We start from the raw sequence: 18,267 nt of genomic DNA on the forward strand, positions 1-18,267 counted from the left end.
GATGGCAATGATTAAAGACGAAGAGCAGCAACCCGCCACACCTGTGCGGCAGCAATCGATGGCTAATTATTTGTCCCCGCTCGTACGGGACATTAAACCGTCGGGAATCCGCCGGTTTTTTGATTTGGTCAGCACGCGCAAGGATGTTATTACTCTAGGCGTAGGCGAGCCTGACTTTATTACACCGTGGCATGTCCGGGAAGCTGCGGTTTACGCGCTGGAAACAGGGAAGACGCAATATACGTCGAATGCCGGGATGCCTGAGCTGCGCGGTGCGATCGGACAATATTTGAATGATCAATTCGCCGTGGAGTATAATCCTGCGAACGAAATTTTGGTGACGGTCGGCGGCAGTGAAGCGATCGATCTTGCTCTCCGCACTTTAATTGCGCCGGGTGATGAAATATTGATTCCGGAGCCTTGTTATATATCTTATTCTCCGATTACGTCGCTTACCGGCGGCAAGCCCGTAGGCATCGAGACATATGCCAAGGATGAATTTAAGCTGAAGGCCGAGTCGCTTCAAGCGGTCATTACGCCGCGATCCAAAGTACTTATATTATGTTACCCGAGCAATCCGACCGGCGGCACAATGACTTACGAGGACTGGCTGCCTATTGCCAAGCTTGTGGAAGAGAACGATCTCATCGTCATCTCTGATGAAATATACGCCGAGCTTACATACGGTGCGAAGCATGTAAGCTTTGCCGCTATGCCCGGCATGAAGGATCGCACGATTCTCGTTAGCGGCTTCTCGAAAGCATTCGCTATGACCGGCTGGCGGATGGGTTATGCCTGCGGACATTCCGATCTTATTGCAGCTATGCTGAAAATCCACCAATATACCGTTATGTGCGCTCCGATAATGGCGCAGTACGCTGCTCTTGAAGCGCTCCAGCACGGTTTGGAGGAGAAGGACCGCATGGTTGAGGCTTACAATCAACGGCGCCGCCTTGTTGTGAAGGGCTTTCGGGATATCGGCCTTGATTGCCATGAGCCGCAGGGCGCGTTCTACGCTTTTCCATCGATCGTATCGACAGGGCTAACGAGCGAGCAATTCGCGCAGCGGCTGCTGGATGAGGCGAATGTTGCGGCCGTGCCAGGCGACGTATTCGGTCTTGGAGGCGAAGGCCATCTTCGTTGTTCGTATGCAACCTCCGTTGCGAACCTTACCGAAGCGCTGGACCGAATAGGCAGCTTTGTCCATCGGTTGAGCCGGCAAAGGTAATCTATTATCGTTACTTCACATAAATGAGCAGCAGGTCAGGAGTGTATCCGGCCTGCTGTTTGCATGAATAAGAGCACCCTGATGAAAGAGGAGGCAGAAGAGGATGAAATTATATACGAGAACAGGGGATAGCGGTCAGACATCCTTGATTGGCGGACGCGTCCGGAAGGATGATGTTCGCGTTGAGGCATATGGAACGATCGATGAATTAAACAGCTTCGTCGGGCAGGCTGCGGCGGAAGCAGCTAAGCATGGGGAATTGACGGAAATGGCCGGCTGGCTGATCGACATTCAACAGGAGCTGTTTGATTGCGGCTCGGATCTAGCCTATGCGGTCGAGGGGGCGCCGCTCAAAATAGCTGCGGAGCCTGCTGTGCGATTAGAAGGCTGGATCGATCAATATATTGCGGAGGCACCTGAGATTACGAGATTTATTTTGCCGGGGGGCAGTTCCGTTTCCGCGCTGCTGCATGTATGCAGAACGGTATGCCGCCGCGCGGAACGCCGCGTCGTAACGCTTGCCGCCGATCATCCGATCAACCATGATGTGTTAACCTATTTAAATCGTTTGTCTGACTTTTTCTTCGCGGCTGCTAGAGTAGCGAATGCGAAGCTGGGCGTACCGGATACCGAATATGTACGGAGCGCGGAAGTGTTTCGGAAGCCGAAAAAATGATGGAAAATTTAGAGCAATTATATTACCGTCCGTTAGTAGCTATCGTCAGCGAAGCGGAACACGGGAAGACGGTACGGACAGTGCTGGAGCGGCAGCTTGGCGTTTCGCGCAAGCTGCTGTCTCAGGTGAAGCTGACGGAGCACGGGCTTACCGTCAACGAAAGCCGCGCTTATACGACCGCTCCCGTCGCTGCCGGCGATATTATACGCGTCCGCATGGAGCGGGAAGTATCCGGAGATATTTTGCCTCAGCCCATTCCGATTCAAATTGTATTCGAGGACGAGGATCTGCTTATCATCAATAAGCCGGCCGGCATGATCGTCCATCCGACGCATGGGCATTACACGGGTACGCTCGCCAATGGCGTCGTTTATCATTGGCAGGAGAAAGGGGAGCGGGTGCGCTTCAGGCCCGTTCACCGCCTTGATGAAGAGACCTCAGGCTTAGTCGCAGTCGCAAAAACGTCTTACGTGCATCAGCAGCTGTCCGAGCAGATGCAGGCGAATGGCTTCTTGAAGCTGTACCGCGCCTATGTGTACGGCTGTCCTGATCCGGCTAAGGGAACGGTAGATGCGCCGATCGACCGTAACCCGGACGAGCCGCATATCCGAATCGTGACGCCGGATGGTTATCCGTCCGTTACGCATTATGAGACGGTAAAGTGCTTCGGCTCTTCCATGAACAAGACGGCTGCGGCTGCCGTACGTTTGAAGCTGGAAACGGGGCGCACCCATCAAATACGCGTTCATATGAAGCATATTGGCTGTCCGCTGATCGGGGATAAAATGTATGGGCCGGAGCAAGGCGCAGTGGAGGCATGGGAGGCAGCGGCCGGTCGTCAAGCGCTGCATGCCGAAATACTGGGCTTCACTCATCCGATCACGAAGCAATGGATGGAATGGCAGGCGGCTTTACCGCCGGAGCTCGTTTTATTAGAGCAGACGCTATCCTGAATGATACAGAAACTGTTACATGTATATTGGAGGATTCATAGTGATGTCGAAGCAAAATCAATTAACGATTATTCAGTATCCTAAATGCGGCACATGCAGGTCAGCGTTTAAATCATTGCAAAGCAAAGGCAATGAGGTTCATTCCCGCCATATTGTAGAACAAACGCCGACGGCCGGGGAGTTGAAGGAGCTTGTAGCGAGCAGCGGCTTGGAGCTAAAGAAGTTTTTTAATACATCGGGTGAAGTTTACAGGGAGCTTGGCTTGAAGGACAAACTTGGCGCGATGTCGGAGGATGAGAAGTATGCGCTGCTGGCATCCAATGGCATGCTCATCAAGCGTCCAATCGTAACGGATGGCAAGACGGTAACCGTAGGCTACAAGGAAGAGCAGTACGAACAAGTTTGGAACAACGGAAAAGGGTGAGTAATGATATGTCGCAATCCAAATGGAGATCGGAGAGACTGTCGCAGCTGGGATCTTCAATTTTTGCTGAAGTGGCGGGTTGGAAGCTGTCAGCCGCTGAAAGCGGGCTCGATATTATTGACCTGGGAATCGGCAGTCCGGATCAGCCGCCTTCTCCTGCCGTTCGGCAAGCGCTTAGCGAAGCTGCGCTGCGCTCCGATATGTACGCCTATCCTGCTACCAAAAGCGGACTGCCCTTTCGCAGGCACGCTGCGGCATGGATGAAGCACCGTTTTAACGTAGAGCTGGATCCGATGAGCGAGATCGTTACGCTGCTGGGTTCGCAGGATGGACTTGCGCATCTCGCACTGGCGCTTTGCGATCCCGGCGATACGGCCTTGCTGCCAAATCCGGGCTATCCGATTTATGCCGCTTCATTAGCGCTTGCGGGCGTGGAGTCTGTACTCATGCCGCTGCGCGAGGAGAACGGGTATATGCCCGATTTGGACGCCATACCGGATGAGGAATGGGACAGAGCGACGTTCATTTTGCTCAATTATCCGAACAATCCCATCTCAGCCGTAGCGGATTTAGCTTTTTTCGAACAGCTGCTGGATAAGGCGCGCCGTCATGACGTATTGGTCGTTCAAGATTTAGCCTACTCGGAAATGGGGTTTGACGGATGCGAGCCCCCAAGTATACTGGAGATACCGGGCGCGAGCGATCAAGCCGTCGAGTTCCATTCGTTATCGAAGAGCTTTAATATGGCTGGCTGCAGAATCGGTTTTTTGGCAGGAAATAAGACTGCAGTCGGCGCTCTTCGTGAGCTGAAGGCAAATATCGACTATGGCGTATTTGATCCTATTCAAGAGGCCGGGATCATTGCGCTGCAAGAAGCGATAGAAGGTACGAAGCTGCCAAAGGCAGGCAAGCTTTACGAGCAGCGGAGAAATACATTTCTTGAAGCGCTTCGGACAGAAGGCTGGGACGTCGTTGCTCCGAAAGCAACGATGTTCGTATGGGCGCAGCTGCCTCCGATGCAATGGTCGCTGGAAGAGCCGTGGACTTCAAGACGGATTTCCCAGGAAATGCTTAAAGCGACCGGGGTAGTCGTCGTTCCGGGAGAAGCGTTCGGCTCTGAAGGCGAGGGCTACGTTCGAATTGCGCTTGTCGAGAGCGAGGAGCGATTGCAGGAAGCGGCTAGACGGATTGGAAGCTTTATTCGCGGGCAATAAATGTAGCGGTCATCGCGTGTTATCCCAAACAAGATAAATAGCTATATTGTATTTTCACAGGATAGAAGACCTTTTTCAGTGAAACGAGGTCTCTATGTTGTACTTCGTACAACATAAAGACCCAATTGTCAGCCTATAATCGAAAATAGCAGCTTTTTATTGCAAATGTGCAGGATAGAACAGAATTTGTCGCTAATAAGGGAAAAGTTACTGCAATTTTACAAGATAGCGATTCAATTGGAGTAAGTTCGAAGCAGTTCCAAAACAGGAGCAGAATTTATTGATCATTCGCAACTAATTAGAATGAGAAAATCCTGCTATTTGTCGCTCAAAAACTTCATCAAGTTGAGTAAAGGGTGGCTGTTCCTTGATGCAACTCAGCGTATATTCAATTTTTAGTTCATTTTATATAAGTAAGAGAGGGGCAATATTACGATGAGTGAACAACGTTTGCTGTTGGTAGATGGTATGGCGATTTTGTTTCGGGCCTATTTTGCTACTTCGTTCGGAGGCAGCGTCCGCAAAACGAGCGCTGGCGTACCTGTAAATGCTGTACATGGCTTTGTCCGTTATTTTATGGACGCAATCAATACCTTTAATCCGACGCATGTCGTTTGCTGTTGGGATATGGGAAGCACGACCTTCCGTACCGAGCAGTATGACGGCTACAAAGCGAATCGCCCATCCGCACCGGAGGATTTGATTCCCCAGTTCGATCTTGTTAAGGAGGTTGTCGCCAGCTTCGATGTCCCAAATATAGGCATAGCGGGCTATGAAGCGGATGACTGCATCGGAACATTGGCGGCTGCGCTTAAGGATCAGGCGCAAATTTTTGTAGTGACGGGCGATCATGATATGCTTCAGCTGGTGGACGATAGGGTGTCGGTTGCCATCATGAAGAAGGGGATCGGGAATTACATGGTATATACCCCGGAAAGTCTGATGGAAGAACGCCAGCTGACGCCCGTTCAAGTTATCGATATTAAAGGTCTTATGGGCGATACCGCGGACAACTATCCAGGCGTGAAGGGGATTGGCGAGAAAACGGCGCATAAGCTGATCCAGGAGCATGGTTCTATCGATGGCTTGCTTGCCAATTTGGAGGCCGTGTCCAAAACGATTCGGGCAAAAATCGAGGCGGATCTTGAGATGCTGCATCTGTCCCGCGAGCTGGCGACGATTCGCTGCGACGTGCCGGTGTCGGCTTCGCTTGAAGGCTGCAGCTGGTCTTATAAGCGTGAGAGCGTATTGCTTAAATTCGAGGAGCTGGAGTTTAAGAGCCTGATTTCGTTGATTGGTTAAATAAAGGAGGCCAAGTCCGGCTGCGCCTGTGATCGAGCCTCTTATGGTAGACAGTAGAAAGACGCTAGGCTGCGAGCTGGCAGTTGGTCATAGCCCCATCAAGCAGACAGTGAAATAAGAACATTAAGAGGCGATCGCTTCTCAGTATTCAACTGGGGAGAGGTTGCCTAATTTTTTTCTGGAATCGTCAGGTATCCTTCCATTCTTTAATGTTCTGTTTACGCAGGCTAAATAAAATATTTGCTGGCGATCTTTTCTGCCGTCCGAGTGGCTAGCGCTTGAGTGGTAAGGGTCGGATTCGGTCCGCCGATTCCGTTAAAGTGCACGCTGTTGTCGGCGATGAATAAGCGTTTAACCTGCATAGCCTCACAGTCCGTATCCGTGACGTACCCCATTCGCATAGTGCTTTCGAGGTGGAGCATAAAGCTGAACGGCGTATCCGAACGAATAATGGTTTTGGCGCCGGCTTGCTTGAGTGTTTCGGAGGCGTACCTTGCCAATTGATCGCGTCTCTGCAGCGTTTTTTTGCTTGGAGTATAATGAATGACGGGAATCGGACCGTTCTCGTCTTTCAGCAGCGGATCGACCTCTACCCTGTTATGATAAAGCGTTTCGTCATCCGTCAGAAGCAGCATGCTCATCGTTCGGGTATAGTTCATCATTAGCTCTTTCAGCTGTGGACCAACGACGCGGCCATGAATGTCCCACGGTGCTCCCGGCTCCGGCGGGTTTAGGGCATCATAACCGGCTTCGCTGAAGCCATAGGTCAAATAGGACATCAATCCCGGGCTCAGGCAGGAGACTTGAAAGATACCTGTTCCCGGAATATCGACCCTGGCCCCTGAAGTATGGCCCATATACGGATAGACGGAAGGCATGCCCATAATGCTCATGAGTTCCTTCTCATCAAATACGCCTGCAACCCAGTCGAAACAATGATTGGTCAATCCTCTGCCCACCCAAGCGTTATGGGGGAGTCCAGAATTTAGCCAGAGGCGCGGTGATTCGATGCAGCCGGCAGCCATGACGACAGTCTTAGCCATTAGTTCACCGATTTCTCCCGTCCATGTATCCCGGAACTGTACGCCTGTTGCGCGAAGCCCTTCTTTCGGGTCTTGTGCCGTCAAAATCTTGATCGTGAAGGAATTTGGCCGTATCGAGACGTTTCCTGTTTTGAGAGCGAGAGGGATGTAGCTGACAAGGGTACTGCGTTTGGCGATCGTATCTACCGTAGGACCTGTCGTGCATCCGTTGACACAGTGTCCTCTTAGGGTGCAGCCGACCATATTGGACAATTGCTCCATTGAATAATTGGAATCCATGAGATGCTCGTTGGCCCGCAGAATCGCGTTCGGATTGGGGCGGTACCACGGAGTCGTGACATTTAGCGTCGGAATAAGCTGCCATCCAGCCTTTTTGGCCCCATAGTAAAAGAGCTCTTCTTTGGGAGTCGTCGGTGAGAACTGGACGGGCAAGGTAGCTTCAGCTTTCTCGTAATAAGGAATAAGTTCTTGATAACTAATCGGCCAAATCCCGTCGACCGCAGCGGGAAAAGCACGCGGCGACTGCGACCAGTAATGCTGGGTCGTTCCTCCAACACCGGAAAGCTGCCAGATGTCGCCCTTCTGGCGCATAACACGGTGCCATGGCGCGCGGCGCCGGTCGGCCGGCCCAAAGCGGAATGCGCCGGACGTCCCGTCGTTCATGTTGTTTTCGTATGAATTAAATATCTTTTTGTAAATCCCCACGTCCAGATCTTCGTAGCTGGAGCTCCATTCCCCGCCACGCTCACGGTTTGGATTCTGCCAGTTTTTGTTTCCGTACCATGGCCCGGCTTCCAGCACCAATACTTTCAGTCCCGCTTCTCCAAGCTCCTTGGCCGCGACGGCCCCGCCGCCTCCGGACCCGATAACAATGACGTCTGCATCATACAATGGTGGACTCCCCCCCCTTCACGAACGATGGTCAACTTAAAGCCGAGAAGAGCGCGATACCCGAGTGAGACGCCCGGATACCCGACCTGCTTCCAGCTTATCGGGAAATGTTCCAGTCTTCGTGCGGTTGGGGTCGCGAGCCGCGTCGTTCCGTACGCGGACCACTCCGAGTAATTTCCAAACATCGTCTGCCTGTTGAGATAATCGACCATAAAAACAACTAGTCCCCCGTCGTTCTGGTAAGGAGGAGGCAAGGTTCCGAGATCGACGTTCAGTTGTTCCAGCTTGGCGAGCACCCGAATCCGGTCCGCCGGCGAAAGTGCGGCGTACGGGCTGCTTCCCCAAACCGCGTGGTTCGGAGCATGCTGCGCTTGTCCCGCGGCGACTAGCTGAACGGCTCCTTCATTAAGTAATTGGGCGGTAGAAGCAGATAGCGGCACAATCGTCAGATGTGTTCCCAAAAAAAGCGCTAAGCTGTGATCCATGAAAATGGTTTGAATCCGCGCCGGCAATAACTTAAACTTACGATGATGTACAGCTGTCGCAAAAATGGAATCTTGATAGATTGGAGTGGTGTCGTGAATCGCTTTCGAAAGTTAAGCCTGATCCGCCAGATTCTTTATTTAAGTTTGTTGATGCTGGTCATTCTTCTTGTCTCTTACGTGATTTCCAATCTGATTGCCAAACGGATTATCGAGGTCAAAGTAACGGAATCGGTTAGCCGGATCTTCCTGCAGGTAGAGGAGAAAATGAACAGCTTCGATACCGACATGGAGGGGATATCGACCTTCCTGTTCTACAGCCCGACCATTCAAGCTTATCTCGGTTCGGATGACGTTCTGACGCGGATTTTGAAAAACCAGGAGGTATTATCGGTATTCGCTAATACGATTTCATTGAAAGAAAATATAAGAGGCATTCAGCTGTACGATAAAGAAGGAAAGTTTCTGGCCAGCATCGGTGTTGGCTCGAAACAATCCGTGCCTTCGGATGTTCAATCGATCGAATATTCCGGCCTGATACAAACGCCGTTATCGGATTCAAGAGACAGTAAACGGTCGTTTTATGCCATTACGGCTCCGATCTATAAACTGGACACCAACCGGCTCGTAACGGGGTTTATGGGAATCGGACGTTTTTTTATGGATGCAACCAATTTCAGCCCGATTTTAAAAAGCGCAAAAGTAACGGAAAACTCGCAGGTCATGCTGCTGGACCGGAATAATAAGAAGATTGCGTCCGAAGGAGATCTAATCAAACAGGATTCGTTCCAGATCGAGGACTGGGAGAGCAATAACCGCTATATCGTGCAGACGATCACCTTGCCGCGCTCGGGATGGAAATTGATCAGCCTCATTCCCCGAGACGAATTGCTTGCCGATTTGGATACGGTAAAGCGCTTTAACATTTTCACTTACGTCGTCATGTTCTTCATTATGTGCGTGTTCCTATTTATTTTCTTCACCCGGATTTTGAAACCGGTTAAAGAGCTGATGGACTTTATCAAATCCTACCCGAGAAAGGGAGGAGAAAGCCGGTTCCATGTCGTGCATAATAACGAGATCGGCGTCCTGGGGGCGAATTTGAACAAAATGCTTGATGATATCGACTCTTTGAGCAAGGAGGTTCAGTCTACTCAGGCGCGCATGTATGAAATCGAGCTCACGAAAAAACAAATGGAAATCTCTGCCTTCCGCAACCAGATAAATCCGCATTTTTTGTACAATACGCTGGAAAGCATCAGAGCTGTCGCTCTTTATCACGATGTCGAGGCAATTGCCGATATTTCAGGATCACTGTCCAGCATGTTCAGATACGCGGTTAAAGGCAGCAATTTCGTGACCGTAAGGGATGAAATCGCTCATGCCAACGAGTATGCCAAAATCATTGATTTCCGTTTCAGGGGAAGATTCAAAATCGAAATTGACGCCGAGGAGGATTTGCTGGAGGAACGCATGCTCAAAATGCTGCTTCAGCCCGTCGTGGAAAATGCCGTTTTTCACGGCTTGGAGAGGAAAGTCGGAAACGGCTCCGTTCATATCGGAGTTAGGAGAACTGAGCCGGGCAGCGTCCAGTTCACGATAAGCGATAACGGTTACGGCATGGATGAGCAGCAATACGAACAACTGCTAAGCAAGCTGAAGCTGCATAATGAGCCGGGCTATATGAACAATGACACGGAAAAAGGGATCGGTTTACTGAATATTTACCGGAGAATTAAGCTGTTTTACGGGGATGAGGCCGACTTGACACTGAAAAGTGAGTTGCATGAAGGGACTACGGTGTACATTACATTCCCCGTGAATTTAAACGCTGAACAGAGGGAGGAGCATTGACATGTATCGTGTATTGATTGTAGATGACGAACCATGGGTAGCCTATGGCATCTCAAAGCTGATTGATTGGGAGGGTCTGGGCTTTACGATCATCGGCGAAGCGTTTGACGGATTATCGGCGCTGGCGAACATCAGGGAACAGAAACCGGATGCCGTCATATCGGATATCAGAATGCCGGGGCTGGACGGCCTGCAATTATTAGATCATATCGTTCAAGAAGGAATGGAGACCGAGGTTGTGTTTGTGAGCGGTTACTCGGAATTTGAATACGCCCAGAAGGCGATTCGTCTCGGCGCGTTTGACTATTTGCTCAAGCAAATCGAGAAGCCGAAGCTGCTCGAAACGATGACGCGATTGTCGGAGAAGCTGAACAGAAAGAGGCAGTCTTCAAAAGAATTTGATTTGCTGCTGAATGATCTGTTTGAGTTGTTTGAGCCGGATAATAAAATTAAAATAAGCAATTTCCTGCTCAATAAGGGATATGATTTCGAATACCCGCACTACCGTTTTATTACTGGTCAATATCCGCAGGAGAGTGCTTCAACTGCCCGTGAGGATATACCGGCATGCGATGGGATTAACTTTATCCGGTTCCGGACAGGCCAAAACAAACTATCCTTTTTATTGAATTATGATGAGTTCAGAAATCCGGTTGGATTCCTTGATTTTATTTCAAACCATCTGTCCGGTTTTCAGGTTTTGGGAATAAGCACGATTGGAGTGTATTCTGCGCCTTTGGCCAAGCTCTATCAGGAATCCGATATTGCTTTATTCAGTCATTTCAGCCTTGCTGACACACGAATTATTGAATATAAATCGAACGATTCTTCCGTTTTTCTTACGAAATCGATTTTGAATCTCGAAATCGCAATCAAGGAGAGAAAGCAGGGTCTCATTCGCAGAGGATTGGACGATATTTTCTCAGAGTGCGCTTCCGGGCGTTTATATGTCGATCAAATTTCCAATGTGCACAATCAAATTGTCTCGCTTATATATAAATATTACGTGAACAGTCAGGCTTTAAATGAGATCGAGTATTTGAACTATTCCCAAATGGTTCGCCTTTACGGCTCGCCCGCACAGCTGTTCGAAACGCTGAAAGCATTTTTTGAGCTTCAAACCGGAGCAGATATGGCGGTCTCAAATGAGCAGGTGGGTAAAATCATCTCGCATATCGATTCCAGCTTTACGGAGGACATTTTATTAAGCCAATTGGCCATGCAATTCAATATCAGCCTCGGTTATCTCAGCCAGTTAATTAAGAAGGAAAAAGGCAAAACGTACTCGGAATATGTGACGGGCAAAAGATTGGGCCTGGCGAAGGAGCTGTTGAACGATTCCTCCCTTTCCGTGCACGAGGTGGTTGAACGGGTCGGCTATAAGGATTATTTCCACTTTAACAAGCTGTTTAAGAAGCATTTTGGAATCACCCCCAGCAAATACAGAAAAATTTAGACCTAATTCGGAAGCTCTGTATCTGATAGGTGAACAAAACACCAAAATATAAAAATTGAAACATATGACAGGATCGGGAAGCGGGATACTATAAAGATGTTAAAACGAAATCAAACAAAGCAGAATGGGGAGGTTGTTATTGATTATGAAGGGGAAGTGGATGGCGACAGTATTTTTGGCGCTCCTGCTCGTGATGGCAGGCTGCAGCAATGGCGGAAATGAAACCGCTAACAATTTGGGCGGCGCGAACCAAGGCGGCACAAAGGCTGCGGGAGAAAACGGCGGTGGCGCAAATGCCCCGTCAAAAGCTGTCTGGTTCTCGTCGATTGACTTCTGGAATCCTCCTACTACATGGAGCACGGATCCAAACACGGTTCAAGGCGCCATAACAGAAAAAACCGGGCTGACTTTTGAGTTTAACATTCCGGCGCAAGACGGGGACACGAAGCTGAACTTGATGCTTGTTTCGTCCGGTGAAGCTTTCCCTGATGTCATTACGATAACCAATGATGTACTTGGCAAAAAATTGATCGAAGCCGGCAAGGTTTGGGATCTGGATGAATTTCTGAAGAAGTACGATCCGGGTTCCCATCTGTTGACAGACTTTCCGGCTGACGTAAAGGAAACGATTATTGAACGCGATGGCGGCTTCTATGCTTTCCCGAGCCATATTGACTCAGAAGATGCAAGAAAACAGTATCCGCCATCCGGCCAATTTTACATTGACTTGGTTGATTATGGAAGTAATAATGCCATCGTCGTTAATGAAAATCTGTTGAAAGAGGCTGGTCTGACTCTGGAGGATATCAAAACCGAAAAAGGACTCCTTGCTGCCTACCAAAAGGTCAAGGATAAGAATTTGAAGGTTAATGGAGCTCCAGTCATTCCGTTATTGGTGGATGGAAAATCTTATCAGGATTCTACCTTGGCGTTTCTCCAAGATTCGTTTGGCGCTATGCCGGTTGACAAGGATGGAAACTATAGGGACAAGCTACTTGCTCCTGAGACGAAAGAAGCGTTGAATTTTCTCTATAAAGCAAACAAGTCAGGCTACTTCGAGCCGGGTCAAATGACGGTAGATAACGCAGCGGTGAAAGCCGACATGGCTTCGGGCCGAGTATTTACTTTCATGGGCAACTCGGCAAATACGTCCTTTCAATTAAACAATTATTGGACATCCTCCGGTCCGGTTTTGTCGGATGCAGGCACCAAGCCTGTACTCGGGAAGTCTAAACGCGCCGGCGGCGGTTGGATGAAAACGTTTATTTCCAAGTCAGCCAAAGAACCTGAAAAGCTGGCAAAATGGCTGAGTTATATGAGCAGCAAGGAAGGTATGCTCATGCACATTTACGGTTTTGAAGGCGTTGATTACAAACTTGATGGCGAAGGCCATGTGGTCAAGACGGAGAAGGGCATTAAGGACGCCGCAGAATATATGACAACAGGGCTAAGCGCATTCTGGCCGTTCCATCACACTTCGTTCTCTTTTGGTACTCAGCAACCCCCTAATGAGGAAACGGATTTACAAGCCGTTACAGCCAATAGAGTCCAATCCACATACGGAAAGTCGCCGGAAACCGTTATTTATAATAATTCGCCATTAGGTCTGCCTGGAGATTTATTCCCGGCTGACAGTAAATTTGCCAATGATGAGCTGCAAATCAAGACCTATAAAGAAGCGCAAATCGCCAAAATCATTTTGGCCAAGGATGATACCGAGTTTAACAAGCTGTATGACGAGATGATCGCCCAGTTGAAGAAATTAGGTATTGAAGCGCTTGATACGGAAAGAAACAAATACGTGCAAGAAAAGAAAAAAGAATACGGAATCGATGTTATAGGCGTTAATTCCTAATTATATTTCGAGGTAAGAGGGGTGCCAAAGTGCTGCAGGCAATCACGCACTTTGGCACTGCTATTGTAAGAATGGAGGAGAACGCATGGCTTCAAAAAAACAAAAAGGATATAAGCTCGGCTATGATTTCAGAACTCAGCTCGAATTAAAGGTGATGCTGCTGCCGGCTGTGTGTCTCATCTTTCTTTTTGACTTTACCCCTTTATTCGGATTGCTTATGGCTTTTAAAAGCTACGAGCCTATTATGGGCGTAAAAGGGATTTTTACAAGCGATTGGAACCACTTTCAACACTTTATCCGCGTTTTTCAAAATTTTCAATTTTGGCCAATGGTTCGAAATACGCTCGGAATCAATCTATTGGGAGCTTTAGTGGGGATACCGGCCACTCTGTTGTTTGCGTTGCTGCTGAACGAGATCAAGCACCATAAATTCAAATCGCTGGTACAAACGGTTACTTATCTTCCCCATTTTCTTTCCTGGGTTATTTTTGGCGGCTTGTTCATTACGCTGCTCAATACGGACGGAATCGTTAACTTCCTGCTGATGGAGTTTCATTTCATCGACAAGCCCATTCAATTTTTAGCAGATCCGAAATACTTCTGGGGTGTCGCTATCGGAACAGGGCTATTAAAGGATATTGGCTGGGGAGCTATTCTTTATTTGGCGGCGATGGCAGGCGTAGACCAAAGCTTATATGAAGCTGCCGCGATCGATGGGGCAGGGCGATTCAAACGGATGCTGCATATTACAATACCGGGGATATTACCGACCTTGATGGTGTTGATTATATTTGCCGTCAGCGGCATGCTGAATAACAACTTTACCCAAATCTATGTGCTCCAGAATACTTTGAATTTGCCTACCAGCCAAGTCATCGATACGTACGTTTATCAAACCGGCTTGCTGCAATTCCAATTTGCATCGGCAACGGCGATCGGTCTGCTTAAATCGGTATTTGCTTTATTATTGCTGGTTGGCGCAAATACACTATCGAAGAAATTGACAAAATCAGGGCTTTTTTAAGGAGAGATCAATATGGTTGGCGGGAAAAGTGTAGGGGAACGCGCGTTTAATCTATCCACCGTCACGATCATGATTATTCTGATGATTGTGACCTTGTATCCGTTTTGGTTTTCATTGATCAGTTCCTTGAACAGCGGCGAGGACTTGGCGCGCGGTCCGGTATTTCTATGGCCAAGAGAGCTTACTTGGGCCAGCTGGCAGACGGTATTGGCCGATTCCGGCATGCTCCAGGCGGCTTGGATTACCGCTTCGCGTACGGTTATTGTAACTGTAGCTTCCATTCTGTATACGTCGATGTTCGCTTACGCGTTCTCCCGGTCTTATCTGAAGGGAAGGAAGTTCTATATGACGATCGGCTTCATCAGCATGTATTTCAGCGGAGGGTTGATTCCATCCTTTCTGTTAATGAATTGGCTCGGGCTGTACGATCATTACTTGGTATATATTCTCCCCGCACTGTTCGGAGGATTCTGGAATGTCATCATATTCAACGCGAACTATAAGGGCATTCCGGAATCCTTGTTCGAGTCGGCCAAGATGGACGGCGCAAGTGAGTTCAGAATATTTTTCCAGATTGTCATTCCTCTCTCGAAGCCGGTGCTGGCAGCGCTATCCGTATTTACGGCGGTCAATATTTGGAATGATTACGGAACGACTCTTTACTTTACGCAGTCACCCGATTTGCAGACGCTGCAGTACGTCATTCTTAGACTGATCCAATCCAATCGGGCGGTCGAAAATATGATGAGCACGGTTGAAGGTTCCAGTTTGGCGGTGTCGCAGTTATTAAATAACTCGAAGGGGCAGGGGCTCGTGACGGCGCAAACGATCGAGCTTGCGGCAATGGTCATCGCTTCGATTCCTATGATTATTATGTATCCTTTCGCTCAAAGGTTCTTTGTTAAAGGTGTTTTACTCGGCTCGGTAAAAGGATAATGGAAAAATGGCATAAAGGATCTCCTCGCCGATTTCAGCCGGCCGCAGGAGATCCTTTGCGTAGAAAGGGCAGTCTTCTTCATGCTGAGATAATCGTACATTTTTTTTAATTGCATTCAAGTATAATATCATCTATTATGTGTATGAATTAATAAATTTATATAGTGATTAATGTTTTTATTTATTCACCTAAAAGCAATGTCGTAAAAAAGAATAATCAAAATACGGCAATAATTGTGAAGGAGATTAAAAGCGATGAAAGAACGAGGGACACTTAAGATATCTACGCAGGAGCGAGGTGCGGAATTAGGCGATCTGTTCGGCATCTTTTTCGAGGACTTAAATCATGCGGCGGACGGCGGACTATACGCTGAACTGGTTCAGAACCGCTCCTTCGAATTCGATCCGATCGATCATCCGGATTACCATGCCTTTACAGCGTGGGAGAAAGTCGAGCGAGGCCGCGGAAGAGCTGAATTGACGGTGGAAGAGAGTAAGCCGTTCTCAGAGCGCAACAAGCATTACGCGGTCATCGAGATATTGTCGGAAGGCGACGGCGTCGGCATTACGAACCAAGGCTTTAATTCCGGGATACCCGTCAAGCAAGGCGAAGCTTATACGTTCTCGTTCTACGCCAGACGGGATGCCAGCTTTGACGTACCGGTTCGAATTACGGTCGAAGGCATGGACGGTACCGTTCATGCTGCTGCTGAAATTGCGGTGGCTTCTAATGAGTGGAGAAAGTATAAAGCGGTATTGACGGCAAACGCTACGGATGTCAGCAGCCGGTTAGCGATCGTGACGAAAGGAAGCGGCAGGCTTTATTTGGATATGGTCTCTTTATTTCCGCTTAAAACTTTCCGAAACCGGCCTAACGGTATGCGCGAGGATATAGCTGCGCTTATCGCGGATTTGAAGCCGAAGTTTATGCGTTTTCCGGGGGGCTGCCTGGTCCATGACGGTTCGCTCAATCCGGATGACAGGAATTCCATGTATCGCTGGAAAAACACGATAGGCGAAGTAGAGCAGAGACCGGCGAGGCGGAATAATTGGCGTTATAACCAGACACTGGGCCTCGGTTATTATGAGTATTTTCTGTTCTGCGAGGACATTGGAGCCAAGCCGATTCCGATACTGCCTGCCGGGTACGATCCGCATCATAAAAGGATCGTTCCTCTCGATGAGCTGCAGCCATGGATCGATGACGCGCTTGATCTGATCGAGTTTGCCTGTGGAGACGCCACTACCGTATGGGGCGGTATCCGCGCGGGGTTAGGCCATCCGGAGCCGTTTGGGCTGGAGTATATCGGTATCGGAAACGAAGAGGTCGGCGAACCTTTTTTCGAGCGGTATGCCTACTTCCACCGGGCTATTAAAGAGAAATATCCCGATATGAAGATCATCAATTCCAGCGGCCCGTTCGCGGCCGGCGGGGAATATGAACGAGGCTGGAAATCAGCCAGAGACAACGGCTCGGATCTCGTGGATGAGCACTATTACCAGTCGCCGGAATGGTTTTTGGCCAACTATGACCGGTACAATCATTTCAAAGCCGATGAACCGAAGGTGTTTTTGGGCGAATATGCATCCTGGGGCAATACGTATTACAATGCGCTTGTCGAAGCCGCGTTTATGACCGGGCTGGAGCGGAACGCGCATGCCGTCGGACTGGCCTGCTACGCGCCGATGCTTTGCAACGTCGATTACGTCAACTGGAAGCCGGATATGATTTGGTTCAATAACCATGAGGTGTACGGAACGGCGAATTATTATGTGCAGCAGTTATTTATGCACCATCAGGGAGATCACTTGCTGAAAATTGAAGCAAACGGGTTTGAACGGCCGCATGCCGAACCGGCTTCGCCGATCACAGGGAAGCTCTCGCTAGGTACGGATCTTTGTTCTGTCCAGTATTGGGACATTAAACTGATCAATGATGAGACGGGAGAAGTCAAGCATTTAGCCGGGCTCGACGGGATGCTTTCGGATACGCAGGAAGATCGGTTGAATGGGACCGTTGTCAAGACGCAGGAGCTGGATGAAACGGATTGGGGCAGCTATACCTTGCGTTTCAAGGCGAAGAAAATAAGCGGTCCCAAAGGCTTTGACGTTTATTTCGGAAAGAACGATGATGAGAATCAGTTGATATGGGAAATTGGCGGGTGGCAGAATCAGGATTCCGCGGTCTTTTCCAAAGTGGACGGCAGAGGCTCATGCCTAACCCAAAGCTTATTTACGTTGGAAACAGGCATTGCATATGAGTTTGCTTTAGAAGTGTCGGGAAGGCGGATTCGAACCTATATCGACGGCGTCTTGATTAATGACACAGAGGATAAACTGCCGATCATCGAGCCGTTGTATTTTTCCGCCAGCGCCGATCAATCGACTGGAGATGTCATCGTAAAGGTCGTCAATATGCAGGAGCAAAGCGCAGCCGCACAGGTCGTATTGGCGGATTTGCCCCAAGCGCCGACGTTGGTCGAGGTGTTCGAGCTGTCCGGATATGCGCTTGATGAAGCGAATGATTTCGAGTCGCCTAAGCGGATTTTGCCTAAGCGGAAAGAGCTGCAGATTGAGGCTAACAGCTTCTTCTATGATTTTCCAAAGCATTCCGTTACGATTTTTAGAGTGAAATAACGGGGACATTCCATTCCTGCGCAAAGAGATCCGTTTATCGTCAGATCACCGCTGGGGAATAAATTTTACCTGGTTGCAACCGATCTCAAGATACACGGTAACGGAGATTGGCAGCGTGCCGTCACGGCTGGCAGCCGGTCCATAATGATTTGGGAATCTGCGGATCTTGTTCATTGGTCGGACCAAACGATGGTCGAAATCGCTCCGGCAGAAGCGGGATGCGCTTGGGCGCCGGAGGTTTTCTACGACGCGGCCTCCAGGGAATATAACTTGTTTTGGGCTTCCATGCTGA

The 18,267-nt window shown here is 49.1% G+C and carries 14 protein-coding genes; 12 read left to right on the forward strand and 2 right to left on the reverse strand.

What is annotated here, in order from left to right:
• Positions 1–7: 7 nt before the first annotated feature.
• The 6 genes from AC0YNZ_RS10970 (at position 8) to AC0YNZ_RS10995 (ending at position 5,797) form a co-directional block, all read left to right on the forward strand.
• The gene (locus AC0YNZ_RS10970) at positions 8–1,228 is read left to right on the forward strand and encodes an aminotransferase class I/II-fold pyridoxal phosphate-dependent enzyme (protein ID WP_475826639.1); all 1,221 of its coding nucleotides are present in this window, start codon (positions 8–10) and stop codon (positions 1,226–1,228) included.
• 103 nt (positions 1,229–1,331) lie between these two features.
• Positions 1,332–1,904 carry a cob(I)yrinic acid a,c-diamide adenosyltransferase gene (locus AC0YNZ_RS10975; protein WP_475826640.1) on the forward strand — a complete coding sequence of 191 codons (573 nt, stop codon included), beginning with the start codon at positions 1,332–1,334 and terminating at the stop codon, positions 1,902–1,904.
• On the forward strand, positions 1,901–2,857 hold the full coding sequence (locus AC0YNZ_RS10980; RefSeq protein ID WP_475826641.1) for an RluA family pseudouridine synthase: 957 nt from the start codon (positions 1,901–1,903) through the stop codon (positions 2,855–2,857). Before AC0YNZ_RS10975 ends, AC0YNZ_RS10980 begins: the two co-directional genes overlap by 4 nt.
• Before the next feature lie 43 nt (positions 2,858–2,900).
• Positions 2,901–3,281, forward strand: coding sequence for an arsenate reductase family protein (locus AC0YNZ_RS10985; RefSeq protein ID WP_110772224.1), 381 nt, complete (start codon positions 2,901–2,903; stop codon positions 3,279–3,281).
• Between the two features lie 8 nt (positions 3,282–3,289).
• Entirely contained in the window at positions 3,290–4,495 is a 1,206-nt protein-coding gene (locus AC0YNZ_RS10990) for an aminotransferase class I/II-fold pyridoxal phosphate-dependent enzyme (RefSeq protein ID WP_475826642.1), read from the forward strand.
• A gap of 435 nt (positions 4,496–4,930) precedes the next feature.
• A complete protein-coding gene (locus AC0YNZ_RS10995) occupies positions 4,931–5,797 on the forward strand; it encodes a 5'-3' exonuclease (protein ID WP_475826643.1) in 867 nt (288 codons plus the stop codon).
• Positions 5,798–6,024: 227 nt separating this feature from the next.
• On the opposite strand, the gene AC0YNZ_RS11000 is transcribed toward AC0YNZ_RS10995, so the two are convergent.
• Together AC0YNZ_RS11000 and AC0YNZ_RS11005 are read right to left on the reverse strand one after the other, a co-directional pair.
• The gene (locus AC0YNZ_RS11000; RefSeq protein WP_475826644.1) at positions 6,025–7,731 is read right to left on the reverse strand and encodes a GMC family oxidoreductase N-terminal domain-containing protein; all 1,707 of its coding nucleotides are present in this window, start codon (positions 7,729–7,731) and stop codon (positions 6,025–6,027) included.
• Complete coding sequence (locus AC0YNZ_RS11005; protein ID WP_475826645.1) at positions 7,650–8,216, reverse strand: hypothetical protein; 567 nt, start codon at positions 8,214–8,216, stop codon at positions 7,650–7,652. Before AC0YNZ_RS11005 ends, AC0YNZ_RS11000 begins: the two co-directional genes overlap by 82 nt.
• A gap of 93 nt (positions 8,217–8,309) precedes the next feature.
• Here AC0YNZ_RS11005 and AC0YNZ_RS11010 point away from each other — a divergent pair, with 93 nt between their 5' ends.
• The 6 genes from AC0YNZ_RS11010 to AC0YNZ_RS11035 all read left to right on the forward strand — a co-directional run bounded on the left by AC0YNZ_RS11010 (position 8,310) and on the right by AC0YNZ_RS11035 (position 17,975).
• Positions 8,310–10,067, forward strand: a complete 1,758-nt coding sequence (locus AC0YNZ_RS11010; protein ID WP_475826646.1) for a cache domain-containing sensor histidine kinase — start codon at positions 8,310–8,312, stop codon at positions 10,065–10,067.
• A gap of 1 nt (position 10,068) precedes the next feature.
• Positions 10,069–11,523, forward strand: coding sequence for a response regulator transcription factor (locus AC0YNZ_RS11015; protein ID WP_475826647.1), 1,455 nt, complete (start codon positions 10,069–10,071; stop codon positions 11,521–11,523).
• A 160-nt stretch (positions 11,524–11,683) separates the two neighbouring features.
• Positions 11,684–13,378, forward strand: a complete 1,695-nt coding sequence (locus AC0YNZ_RS11020) for a type 2 periplasmic-binding domain-containing protein (RefSeq protein WP_475826648.1) — start codon at positions 11,684–11,686, stop codon at positions 13,376–13,378.
• An 85-nt stretch (positions 13,379–13,463) separates the two neighbouring features.
• Positions 13,464–14,402 carry an ABC transporter permease gene (locus tag AC0YNZ_RS11025; RefSeq protein ID WP_475826649.1) on the forward strand — a complete coding sequence of 313 codons (939 nt, stop codon included), beginning with the start codon at positions 13,464–13,466 and terminating at the stop codon, positions 14,400–14,402.
• Positions 14,403–14,414: 12 nt separating this feature from the next.
• Positions 14,415–15,338, forward strand: coding sequence for a carbohydrate ABC transporter permease (locus AC0YNZ_RS11030; protein WP_475826650.1), 924 nt, complete (start codon positions 14,415–14,417; stop codon positions 15,336–15,338).
• A 255-nt stretch (positions 15,339–15,593) separates the two neighbouring features.
• The gene (locus AC0YNZ_RS11035) at positions 15,594–17,975 is read left to right on the forward strand and encodes an alpha-L-arabinofuranosidase C-terminal domain-containing protein (RefSeq protein WP_475826651.1); all 2,382 of its coding nucleotides are present in this window, start codon (positions 15,594–15,596) and stop codon (positions 17,973–17,975) included.
• The last annotated feature ends 292 nt before the right edge of the window (positions 17,976–18,267 follow it).

It is taken from the genome of Paenibacillus sp. J2L1-98, assembly GCF_056269405.1.

Coding starts and splice junctions, on each gene's coding strand:
- AC0YNZ_RS10970 (WP_475826639.1), top strand. CDS start 8: ATGATTAAAGACGAAGAGCAGCAACCCGCCACACCTGTGCGGCAGCAA.
- AC0YNZ_RS10975 (WP_475826640.1), top strand. CDS start 1,332: ATGAAATTATATACGAGAACAGGGGATAGCGGTCAGACATCCTTGATT.
- AC0YNZ_RS10980 (WP_475826641.1), top strand. CDS start 1,901: ATGATGGAAAATTTAGAGCAATTATATTACCGTCCGTTAGTAGCTATC.
- AC0YNZ_RS10985 (WP_110772224.1), top strand. CDS start 2,901: ATGTCGAAGCAAAATCAATTAACGATTATTCAGTATCCTAAATGCGGC.
- AC0YNZ_RS10990 (WP_475826642.1), top strand. CDS start 3,290: ATGTCGCAATCCAAATGGAGATCGGAGAGACTGTCGCAGCTGGGATCT.
- AC0YNZ_RS10995 (WP_475826643.1), top strand. CDS start 4,931: ATGAGTGAACAACGTTTGCTGTTGGTAGATGGTATGGCGATTTTGTTT.
- AC0YNZ_RS11005 (WP_475826645.1), bottom strand. CDS start 8,216: ATGGATCACAGCTTAGCGCTTTTTTTGGGAACACATCTGACGATTGTG.
- AC0YNZ_RS11015 (WP_475826647.1), top strand. CDS start 10,069: ATGTATCGTGTATTGATTGTAGATGACGAACCATGGGTAGCCTATGGC.
- AC0YNZ_RS11020 (WP_475826648.1), top strand. CDS start 11,684: ATGGCGACAGTATTTTTGGCGCTCCTGCTCGTGATGGCAGGCTGCAGC.
- AC0YNZ_RS11025 (WP_475826649.1), top strand. CDS start 13,464: ATGGCTTCAAAAAAACAAAAAGGATATAAGCTCGGCTATGATTTCAGA.
- AC0YNZ_RS11030 (WP_475826650.1), top strand. CDS start 14,415: ATGGTTGGCGGGAAAAGTGTAGGGGAACGCGCGTTTAATCTATCCACC.
- AC0YNZ_RS11035 (WP_475826651.1), top strand. CDS start 15,594: ATGAAAGAACGAGGGACACTTAAGATATCTACGCAGGAGCGAGGTGCG.